The organism is Mesorhizobium yinganensis (genome assembly GCF_040081985.1).
Taxonomy (GTDB): Bacteria; Pseudomonadota; Alphaproteobacteria; order Rhizobiales; family Rhizobiaceae; genus Kumtagia; species Kumtagia yinganensis.
This window is the reverse complement of the sequence record NZ_JBEBMH010000065.1, coordinates 1-10,851: the sequence shown is the minus strand read 5'-3', so window position 1 is coordinate 10,851 and position 10,851 is coordinate 1. Positions and strand designations below refer to the sequence as shown.

The window sequence follows — 10,851 nt, the reverse complement described above, 5'->3', positions numbered from 1 at the left end:
TCAGGCCAAGGGCTTTGTCGTGCTGCCGAAACGTTGGGTCGTGGAGCGCAGCTTCGCATGGTTTAACCGCTGTCGGCGCCTGGCCAAGGACTGGGAATGCCTCAACGCAAAGGCGCTTGCCTTCCTCAAACTCGCCTCCATCCGACTTATGATCAGAAGGCTTTGTAATCCATCATAAAGTGTCCGAACTGACTCTAACAACTGCGCAGGGCGGGCCTGTTTCCGACGATCAGAACTCACTCAAGATTGGCGCGCGCGGCCCTACCGCACTTGAGGACTTTCATTTTCGCGAAAAGATCTTCCACTTCGATCACGAGCGGATACCGGAGCGCGTGGTGCATGCTCGTGGCTATGGCGCGCACGGCTATTTCGAGACCTATGAATCGCTGGCCAAATACACGCGCGCCGATATTTTCCAGCGCGCCGGCGAGAAAACGCCGGCCTTTGTTCGCTTCTCCACCGTGGCCGGAAGTGAGGGATCGGCCGACTTGGCCCGAGACGTGCGCGGATTTGCAGTCAAACTCTACACGCAGGAAGGCAACTGGGACATTGTCGGCAACAACATCCCGGTCTTCTTCATCCAGGACGCCATCAAGTTTCCGGACATCATCCATTCGGTAAAGCCGGAGCCCGACCGTGCGTTTCCGCAGGCGGCATCCGCACACGATACGTTCTGGGATTTCATATCCCTCACCCCCGAAAGCATGCACATGATCATGTGGGTGATGTCGGACCGGGCGATCCCACGTTCGTTCCGCTTCATGGAAGGGTTTGGTGTCCACACGTTCAGGATGGTCAACGCGAAGGATGAGTCGACCTTCGTCAAGTTCCACTGGAAGCCGAAACTGGGCTTGCAATCGGTCGTGTGGAACGAGGCGGTCAAGATCAACGGCGCCGATCCGGATTTTCATCGCCGCGACCTGTGGGACGCGATCAAGTCCGGAAATTTCCCGGAATGGGAATTGAAGCTCCAGCTATTCGACCAGGATTTCGCCGACAGCTTCGATTTCGACGTTCTCGATCCGACCAAGCTTATCCCGGAAGAACTGCTACCGCCGATCCCGGTCGGTCGCCTCGTGCTCGATCGCATGCCGAGCGGCCGACAAACGCGGCGAAGCACTTGACGTGGCGAACGTAGTCCTGCCGCGTGTGGAAGCCCAAGCCCCGCATGACCATGTCGTGCTGCATGCGCTGGCGAAGCGGCGAAACGGTTGCATCGGTCGACGGGGTAGCCATGGCGAGTTCCTCTCGTTGAAGGGAACTCCATGGTCAGATCGCCCCCCGCCACCTGCTCAAAGGCTATGAAGACTACGCCATCTCAGGCCAAGGCGCCCCTCCCGCGAAGCGGGTTCGTGCAGGGGGTGGGAAACGGAACGGCAGGTTCTGGACGGCTGCGTCGGGAATGCTGCCATTCGTCCGGCTTACGACCTTTGGCGGCAATGCGCCCAATCTCGGCCGTCGCCGTGAGATCTGTCACTGCCCGAAAGCGGACATTGCGGCCACAATTATCTCGGAACGCGCGCGGATAGAGCGACAGGCGATGCAAAACCTGATTGCCACATGGCACAAAGCGCCGCATTATTCGGCGATGGGCAATTGCTAGGTCATCATGCAGCGGCTAGCGTCCATCGTTGACCTGATCAGGCAATTGGAAGTGCCACTATTTGGCACGATGAGTGCGGCGGATATTGTCGCCGTCGTTCCCCTTTTTCATCCTCGGAATTTTGCGCCCAACCAACTCGTATTTTCTAAAGGGGATCATGCCGAGGAGCTTTATATTCTTCTATCAGGTCGAATGAAGATCTCGGTCCTCTCGCCTGATGGACGCGAACTCGCGTTTCGCACTGCCGGGCCTGGCCAGATGGTCGGCGAAATTGCCGTTTTGGATGGAGGTACACGCACGGCCAACATGACTGCCTTGGCCCAAAGCGAGGTGCTCGTCCTGAGCAAAGCCGACCTTGCTAACCTTATTGCGCACCGCCCCGCTATTAGCCGGGATCTGATCCAGTTTTTGTGTCAGCGCCTGCGCGACACCTCGGAGCAACTCGAAAGCATTGCCCTCTACCGGATCGAGGCGCGCCTTGCCCGGTTTCTACTTGCCCTTTCCGATCAGATGTCATCAATGTCGACGACTGTGGAGGTTTCGCTCGTTCTGTCTCAGACTGAACTCGGTGCTGTATTAGGCGCTAGCAGACCCAAGGTGAACGTGGCTTTCCACCATCTCGAGGAGGCGGGAGCCATCCGTCGGCATGGGAGCCGGCTGACCTGCGACATCCAGAAACTCTTGGCGATCTCCGAGGACATTCCGTGATACCGACGCGACGATACCGCCTGAGGGCCGTATCTGCATTTGTGTCGGCAGGGCTCGTCGTGGCCTGGCTCTCCGGCGCCGGCGCTTTTCGTGACACTTTCCGCGAAGGTGCTTTCGACGTGCTCTTGCCATGGCTCGTGAAACCCGCCGAGGCCCCGGCTTTGATGGTGGTGGACATCGATCGCGACACGCTTGCGCGATATGGTTCCTGGCCTTGGCCGCGCAAGCTACTTGCCGAGCTTCTGCGCGCTGTTTCGCAGGCGGAGCCTGCTGCGATCGGGCTGGACGTCTTGCTCGACAGGATAGAAAAGCCGGCGCCAGGCTTGATCCCTTACAACTTGACGGAGCCATTTGACCGCGCGGGCACATCGGGCTTGAAGAGTACTTCCGGGGACGACGCAATCGCCGCAGCCGCAGGCCTGGTCCCCACTGTCTTCGGCTTCGTCCTGGACGAGGATGAGGCCGGAAACGCTCTGCCGAGCACTCCAGTGCTGTTGCGCGGCCGCCCATGGCTGCCGGAGATTTGGACGGCAAAATCCGTGATTGGACCGTCGCCTGCGATTGCCGCGGTCGCAAAGGGATTCGGCGCGGTCGTGCTGTTGCCTGACTCGGATGGGCGAATCCGCCGGGTTCCGCTCCTTGTCAACGCAGGCGGAACCTTGCGGCCCGGCATTGCCGTGGAGCTTTTGCGGCTGGGTCTCGGAGCATCCGGCTTCCTGATCGAGGAGGCTCCGCCGACAATGCGGATTGGCCCGCTTGCAGTGCCGCTCGATCCCGACGCGCAGTTTCGTATCGTGCCTACCGGCACGGCAGTCTGGAAGCGCAGGACGATCTCGGCTGCAGCTGTGATGATGGATCCAGCCTTGCGTGCGCGCCTTGTGAACCAGGTCGTTCTGATCGGAAGCAGCGCACCGGAGGCGGGCGGCTTGCGCGTGAGCGCGGCCTCGGCCGCGACGCCCGCCGTTCAAATTCAGGCGGACGCGATCGAAATGTTTCTCCGTGGTCCTCTGCCGACGACCCCTGCGCATATCCGGCCGATCGAGGCAGCGGCCACGATAGCGTTGGCGATTTTCGCGGCAGCATCGACGTTCTGGCTGCGCCCGTTAGGCGCAGTCCTCGTGATGATTGCGGCGAGCTTTGCCTGGGTTGCTGGATCGGCGGCCCTGTTCTGGGTGCAAGGTCTGCTACTCGATCCGGCCGGCCCCGTTGCCGTCGCACTTGCCTCGTTCGGCATGTTTTCACTGGCTGCCCATGTCGCCAACGAAAAGCGTGCGCGCGCGCTGCGGCAGCGCTTCGAACAGCATCTGGCGCCGGCGGTCGTCAGGCGGATCGTTGAAAGCCCTAATCTAGGTCTCGTGGACAAAGGGTAACCAAAGCTTGACTGCTGCGATGGCGACGAAGCCAAGGTAGGATTCCTTTGTCTTGTCGTATCTGGTGGCGACGCGGCGCCAGTTCTTGAGCTTGTTGAACAGCCGCTCGATCAGGTTTCGCCACTTGTATTTCTCAGCATCGTGTGGCGCGGGGTCCTTGCGGTTGCGCTTGGCCGGGATGACGGCCTCGATCTCGGCCTTCGCCAACGCCTCCCTGATGGCGTCGGCATCGTAGCCCTTGTCGGCCAGAAGCGCTTCGATCTTGCCTGCGATCATCCGCAGCAGCGGCGCGAAGCCTTTGATGTCATGCGCTTCTCCGCCCGTCACGACGAAGCCGAGCGGGCGGCCTCTGGCGTCGCAGCGGGCATGCAGCTTGGTGGTGAAGCCGCCGCGCGACCGACCAAGCGCCTCCGTCTGCTGAGTCCCCTTTTTATGCCGGCTGCGCAGTGATGCGCCCGGACAATCGTGCTGTCGATCATGTCGGCGGTACTATCTCGCTCGACCATTTCCGCCAGACTTTCCAGCATGGCATCGAACACGCCGGTTTCGACCCATCGCCGGTAGCGGCGGAACACGCTGTTCCACTTGCCGTACTCGTCGGGAAGATGTCGCCACTGCGCACCCGTGCGCCCCATCCAAATCATGCCTTCGAAGTAGAGCCGGTTGTCTTGTGCCGGCCGACACCCGCGTCCGCGCTCAGGCGGCAGCAAAGGCCCGATCAGCGCCCATTCCTCGTCCGTCAGTCCAACGCGTTCGCCCAAGGCTCCCTCCAAAAAGAAGCCTTGAATCAAAAAACGGATTCTCCAGTCAACCTTTGTCCACGACGCCTAGTGAGACTGGAGGGCGAGGCACGCGAGATCACGGCCTTGTTCACCGACATTGAGGACTTTACCGCGATGACGGAGCGTTCCGAGGCCCGCAAGCTCGTCGCGCTCCTCGACGACTATCTGGATGAGGTCACCCGGACCGTTTTGGCGCATGGAGGGATGGTGGAAAAAATCGTCGGGGATGGCGTCCATGCGATCTTCAACGCGCCCCTCGATCTGCCGGAACATCCCAGGCATGCTTTCGAATGCGCGATCGCCATCCTGGCAATTTCGGAGGACGTTCGATCACGCCCGTTGGCACGGGAACTTGGCCTCGGACGTACGCGGATCGGCATCGAAACCGGCCCTGTCATCGTGGGCGATGTCGGCGGTGGACGGAAGCTAGACTACACGGCGCACGGCACTGCAATGAACACCGCTGCGCGCCTCGAAGCAGCCAACAAGGCCCTCGGATCATCGATTTGCATCGGCCCGAATGCGGCCGAACGGCTCGATCCAAAATGCCTCCACTCGCTTGGGGCAATCGCGTTGCGTGGCCGCAGCGGCCTGGTAGAGGTGTTCACGACGCGCGACGGCAAACCTGCCTGATACCTATTGGACCGAAGCGAGCGCCTGCCGCACGCGGCTTTCGCCCCAGTTCGCAGGATCGGTCGGGGGCGCACCCGGGTTCGCTATATTGGTGCCTCTTCCTTCCATAACCTCGACTTGCCGTCCAGCGGCCGTCACATCAACGCGCCCGCGCACGACGAAGACGCCGAACACGCCGGCGCTTGGGCCTGCGAAAAAGCGCGTTCCTCGGACCGCGATCAAAGCGAATGGCGAGCGGACCGCGATGCTGCCGCCGTCCTGCGCGTCACCTTCGAACAGCAGGGCGCCGCTCTGAAGTTCCAGAACGCCCCCGGCATTGGCGATGAAGCTGTCGATCCGGACGCGGGCTTCGGCACCTAGCTTGATTTGTGTCGCCGCTCCGAGACGCAGTATCAGTCGGGAGTCTGTTCCGGTTCCGACGAGATCGCCGACGAACACGTCTGATCCTAGCGCGAGGTCGCGCCGAGCGGCGGCGCTCTCGGCGAACCCTTCGCCGGCCAGCGCTTCGACCGATCCAGCCGCTGCCGCGGCGCCGAAGGCCGGGACGGGAAGGACACAGCCCGCCAAGGACCCGACAAAAGCACGTCGGCTCATGACGGCCCTGGACCGCGCATTCCTCAAGTCCATCGGCAATCATCCCTCCGACGGCGTAAAACTAATGCCATGCTTCTGTCTCAAATATCACGATACGCTCCTTCTTCAAATTATCGGATGCGGTCGCCTGATACTGCAAGGCTCCCAGTCAACGGAAGAACTGGTCGGTCTGCTCGACTGCCTCTTTGAGCTTGCTTGTCGCTCCTTAAAAGCAACCGGGATTTTCAGGTGTTCCCAGGGGAACAGCGCGACGACACTGCTTGTGGTTCCATAGCGTCGAAAGCCACGCTGGTTCGGTTCCTTCCGGCACCCGGTGTAGCTGAATGGAGCGGAACATGTTGCAGTATTACTTCCAAGCCTACGCGAACGTGATCCTTCTGGCGACGCGGTTTGACGTCCGCGATACGCAGCCCGGAACCACCGCCCCACTTCCGGAACGTGCATCAAGCGATGTCTCAGGCGAGCCTGTCCAAGACGACGAGCGACGTGTGGCATTGCGGTGGAGCGCATCGCCAAGCTTTCGGTTCCGAGGTCGCTGAAAGCCGACGAATAACCGCCGGCGCGCCAGCAGGATGCGTGGCGCCGACATTCACCCTCATGGAAAGGCACGACGATGGCCAATCTTTACGGAACAAGTGATGACGATTTCGGCGACGCTTTCGACGTCTTCATCCTGGATTTTACCGACAACAACATGTTCACCAACGACAAGGCGTTGATTTTCGACAATACCGGCGACGAATTCTTCTGTTTTGAGGGCGACGACGACGTCCGGGCCAGCGGGGGCAATGACATATTCCACGGTGATGACGGCAACGACACTCTCTACGGCGAGGGTGGTGTGGATTTTATTTACGGCGAAGACAATAACGACACGCTTTTCGGCGGCGCGGGCGCCGACGTGCTGAGCGGCGGCTCGGGGATCGACGAAATCCTGTACATGGGCTCCTCAGGGGGCGTGACCGTCAACCTCTCCACAGGCTTCGCCAGCGGCGGCCATGCGACCGGCGACTTGATCTCTGGCATTGAAGATGTGAGCGGGTCGGGTTTCGACGACACGCTGACCGGCACGAGCGGCGGCAACACCATCACTGGAGGTTCCGGCGAGGATATCATCGACGGCTTGGGCGGCGTTGACGACCTCTACGGCGGTTCAGGCGACGACGTGATCGACGGCGGCGATGGCGACGATCATGATGATCTCCATGGTGGTTCGGGCAGCGATACGCTCGTTGGCGGCGGCGGCGACGACTATCTCGATGGAGATTACGTCGCCCGCACGGCAGCTCAATTTTCTTTCGACGACCTGACCTATTACTCCAACGGGGAGAACGACCTCGACACCGATGATGATGTGCTGGAAGGCGGTGCCGGCGACGACACGCTCGACGGCGGGCCAGGTGCTGACACCCTCGACGGCGGCGGGGGCGAGGACACTATTGTCTACACCCTGGGCGCCATCTTCATTTCACTCAAAGACGGAACGGCCCTTGGCGGCGCGGAAGGCGACACGTTCATCTCGATCGAGAACGTCACGGGCTCTTTCGATCTCGATACGATCGAGGGCGACGACGAGGCGAACATACTCGACGGACGTGACGGCGACGACACCCTCAAAGGGCTGGGAGGCGACGACACGCTTCTCGGCGGCGAAGGCGAGGATAGGCTGGAGGGCGGCGCCGGCGAGGATTGGCTGGAGGGTGGCGACGAGAACGACCAACTCTACGCCTATGAAGGGGCACCGCCTGATTTCACCATCCCGCAGTCGGGCGACTATTTGTTTGGCGACGGCGGTGATGATGAATTGCTCGGCTGGAACGGCGACGACTGGCTGGAGGGAGGCACAGGCGCCGACGAACTCGATGGCAGCGGCGGAACCGATACGGCCGACTACGATACGTCAGTCGCCCGGGTGGTCATTTCGTTGCTCACGGAAGCCGCGGCCGGCGGCGACGCGGCCGGCGACACCTTGATCTCGATCGAGAACGTTAGGGGCTCCGAATATGCTGACGCGATCGACGGCGACGACGGAGCAAACGAGCTCTACGGCCTGGGTGATCGCGACGTGCTCAAGGGGCTCGGCGGCGAGGACACGCTTCATGGCGGCACGGGCGACGATGTGCTTCATGGCTGGGAAGACGACGACTGGCTTTATGGCGACGAAGGCGCAGACACCCTCTTTGGTGAGGAGGGGAGCGACACGGCGGCCTATGGGTCCTCTGGCGCCGCAGTGACGATTTCGTTGCTCAACGGAACGGCTTCCGGCGGAGACGCGACCGGCGACACGTTCGACTCGATAGAAAACCTCTCAGGCTCTTATTATTCCGATACGCTCACCGGAGACGGCGGGGCGAATGTCCTTACCGGCTTCGCCAGCGGCGACACCCTCAACGGCCAGGGCGGCGACGACACGCTCTATGGTGGCGACGGAGAAGACGAACTCATCGGCGCTGCGAATAATGACGTGCTCAATGGCGGCATCGGCGCGGACGAGATGAACGGCGGCGCTGGCATCGATCGGGCCGACTACATCACTTCGGCCTATGCCGTGAACGTCAACCTGAACACAGGTGTGAACGAAGACGGCGAGGCCGAGGGCGATACGCTGACCAACATCAAGAACGTGACCGGCTCGACCCACTCGGACGCGATCACCGGCGATGCCGCTGACAATCTGCTGCAAGGCCTCAGTGGCCACGACGTGCTGACGGGCGGCGGCGGCGCCGACACCATCGAGGGCGGCGAACTGGACGATATTCTCACCGGCGGCGAAGGCGCCGATGCGCTTGACGGCGGCTCCGGCAGCGACCTCGCGTCCTATCTCTTTTCGACTGAAGGCGTGACGCTGGACCTTGCCGAAGGGACCGGGTCAGGCGGGCATGCCGAGGGCGATACGTTGTCGACGATCGAACTGGTGATCGGCTCGCTGTTCAATGACGTCATCAGCGGCAACGCGGCCGACAACATAATCTTGAGCAACGGCGGAAACGATGTGCTGAGCGGTCTCGGCGGCTTCGACACACTGGAAGGCGGCAACGGCAGCGACGTGCTCTACGGCGGCGCCGACGACGACATGCTCGACGGCGGCGAGCAGAACGATGTCCTCACCGGCGGCGACGGCTATGACACGCTCGACGGCGGCAACGGTATCGACACCGCCTCCTACGCCGGATCGGGCCACGAGGTACAGATCGATATCAGTACGGGTGGCGGCGACAATGACACGTTCACGTCGATCGAGAGCGTGATCGGTTCAAACTATGAAGACGAGTTGTTGGGCGATGCCGCCGGCAATGTGCTGTCCGGCCTTGGCGGTGTCGATGCAATAGAAGGAAAGGAGGGCGACGATGTTCTGTTCGGCGGCGAGGGTGGCGACACGCTCGAAGGCGGCGACCAGAATGACATTCTTGTGGGTGGCGCAGGGGCCGATACCTTGCTTGGTGGCGCCGGCAACGACACCGCCTCCTATCTCGGCGCTGCCTCCGGCGTCATCGCCAGCCTCGCCAACCCGACGATCAACGGGGGCGATGCGGCTGGCGATGCCTACACGTCGGTCGAAAATCTGGTCGGTTCAGGTTTTTCTGACGCGCTGAATGCCGACAACGCAATTAATATCATCAGCGGCGGAGGCGGCGGTGATACTATCAAGAGCTACAATGGGAACGACACGCTGAGCGGCGGCGCGGGAAACGATAACTTCGCGTTCAACGCCGCCCTCGACGCCGCCGGCAATGTCGACGTCATCACCGACTTCACCGTATCCGACGATACGATATGGCTCGATGATCTTTTCTTCACCGCGCTCGGCGTGCCGGGAGCCTTGGCTGCAACTGCGTTCCATATCGGTGCCGCGGCGGCCGACAGTCTGGACCGCATCATCTATGATTCCGGAACGGGTGCATTGAGCTACGACCAGGACGGGACAGGCGCAACGGCCGCTGTCCGCTTTGCCACCGTTGGCGCTGGCCTGGCCATGACCAATGCTGATTTTCTGGTGATTTAGGGATCGATGAGATGGATATGAATGTGATTGCGGATGTGGCAAAGGCGCCCCGCCCCGCCCACCGGCTTTACCGGCCGCGGGATCCGAGGGTAGCCCTCGGACTGGCCGTCAGCCACTTGATGACGAGGCCGGCCTTCGCCCGGCTTCGCTTCGGCGAATGGTCGCGCATTCTCACCGGACAGATCAACCGGAAACACTATCGGTTCGTTCTAGACGAAAAGGACCGCGTCGTCGGCTTTCTCGGCTGGGCTCTCGCGACAAAGAAGACTGCCGATGCCTGGGTTGAGGGTCGAGCGGATTTTTCACATGACGACGCCAAAGATGGCCCTTGCATCATTTTCAATGCTTGGACGGCGAATACGCCCCAGATCAACCGCTTCGTGCTCGACGCGGCACGCCAGGCCATGGTTGGCAAGGAAACGGCCTATTTCAAGCGACTCTATACGGACGGAAGAACACGGCCAGTGCGCATCAAGATCAATGAATTTGTCGCCGGCCATATTTCAGTAGAAGGCGAGGCCAGAAAAATGGTCGCCTGACAATCCGCGTGACTGTCGATATTGCATGAAGTGACCTGAGTATGAAATGTGCGCCGGAAATGGGATCGCATTCGAACGTGCGCAATTCGCCGGACTTATTAACAATGATGCTCTCAACAATGGTCGCATCTTATCAAATATGGCACAAAACTCACAATAGCCTTGCACCACCGTATTATTCCTTTGAGCTGCTCCGGTACGCATGGCGGCAATCCGGCGGCGGCTGAGCGGGTGCATGGGCACGGCGAGGATCAGCAACGCAATGCGCTCCGTGTCCTTATAGAAGTTGGCAGGTTCATCAGGCTCAGCGATATTGACGATGCTCATCTGCAGCTTCCCGTGAGAGATAGCAGCGCATACAAATTTGTCGGAAATGGCCTGTGACTGACCGACAGCTATTTCTGCGCACAGCCCTGAACCGGACGGTCCCCTCGCGTGAAGAGTTTCGGGCGCCGGCAGGCGTACGAAAGTCGCCGAGGAACGAACCCGCGGGCCACGAAGCGATGGCTATTGGGATTTCGATCTTCGGCTGATGTCGGGGATGGCGTGACCGCCGTCGGGAAAGGCCGGGATGGATGCGGACGGACCGCTTCGGCTTCCGGGCGCGCGGCATTGTCGG

General features: G+C 61.1%; 8 protein-coding genes and 2 pseudogenes. 7 read left to right on the top strand and 3 right to left on the bottom strand.

From position 1 onward, the window contains the following. The 4 genes and pseudogenes from ABMA59_RS36515 to ABMA59_RS36500 form a co-directional block, all read left to right on the top strand. Positions 1–178: transposase (locus ABMA59_RS36515; RefSeq protein ID WP_349006645.1), on the top strand; the 178-nt coding region annotated here is incomplete at its 5' end. Between the two features lie 13 nt (positions 179–191). Beyond that, positions 192–1,094: pseudogene (gene katE, locus ABMA59_RS36510) on the top strand (catalase); the annotation flags it as partial. 515 nt (positions 1,095–1,609) lie between these two features. Beyond that, complete coding sequence (locus ABMA59_RS36505; RefSeq protein WP_349010234.1) at positions 1,610–2,311, top strand: Crp/Fnr family transcriptional regulator; 702 nt, start codon at positions 1,610–1,612, stop codon at positions 2,309–2,311. Then, positions 2,308–3,681 (top strand): CHASE2 domain-containing protein, encoded by a 1,374-nt coding sequence (locus ABMA59_RS36500; protein ID WP_349010233.1) that lies wholly within the window; start codon positions 2,308–2,310, stop codon positions 3,679–3,681. The genes ABMA59_RS36505 and ABMA59_RS36500 overlap by 4 nt, the downstream gene beginning before the upstream one ends. Here ABMA59_RS36500 and ABMA59_RS36495 read toward each other — a convergent pair. After that, a pseudogene (locus tag ABMA59_RS36495) lies at positions 3,658–4,391 on the bottom strand (IS5 family transposase). The gene ABMA59_RS36500 and the pseudogene ABMA59_RS36495 overlap by 24 nt on opposite strands. On the opposite strand from ABMA59_RS36495, the gene ABMA59_RS36490 reads away from it, so the two are divergent. Beyond that, entirely contained in the window at positions 4,287–5,096 is an 810-nt protein-coding gene (locus ABMA59_RS36490) for an adenylate/guanylate cyclase domain-containing protein (protein WP_349010232.1), read from the top strand. The pseudogene ABMA59_RS36495 and the gene ABMA59_RS36490 sit on opposite strands and share 105 nt — an antisense overlap. 3 nt (positions 5,097–5,099) lie before the next feature. Here the strand turns inward: ABMA59_RS36490 and ABMA59_RS36485 are convergent, their stop codons facing one another. Then, positions 5,100–5,534 carry a FecR domain-containing protein gene (locus ABMA59_RS36485; RefSeq protein WP_349010231.1) on the bottom strand — a complete coding sequence of 145 codons (435 nt, stop codon included), beginning with the start codon at positions 5,532–5,534 and terminating at the stop codon, positions 5,100–5,102. Between the two features lie 769 nt (positions 5,535–6,303). On the opposite strand from ABMA59_RS36485, the gene ABMA59_RS36480 reads away from it, so the two are divergent. Both ABMA59_RS36480 and ABMA59_RS36475 read left to right on the top strand, forming a co-directional pair. After that, on the top strand, positions 6,304–9,693 hold the full coding sequence (locus ABMA59_RS36480; RefSeq protein WP_349010230.1) for a beta strand repeat-containing protein: 3,390 nt from the start codon (positions 6,304–6,306) through the stop codon (positions 9,691–9,693). Between the two features lie 17 nt (positions 9,694–9,710). After that, entirely contained in the window at positions 9,711–10,232 is a 522-nt protein-coding gene (locus tag ABMA59_RS36475) for a toxin-activating lysine-acyltransferase (RefSeq protein WP_349010229.1), read from the top strand. On the opposite strand, the gene ABMA59_RS36470 is transcribed toward ABMA59_RS36475, so the two are convergent. Further along, complete coding sequence (locus ABMA59_RS36470) at positions 10,197–10,559, bottom strand: hypothetical protein (RefSeq protein WP_349010228.1); 363 nt, start codon at positions 10,557–10,559, stop codon at positions 10,197–10,199. The two genes, ABMA59_RS36475 and ABMA59_RS36470, sit on opposite strands and share 36 nt — an antisense overlap. Positions 10,560–10,851 lie beyond the last annotated feature (292 nt).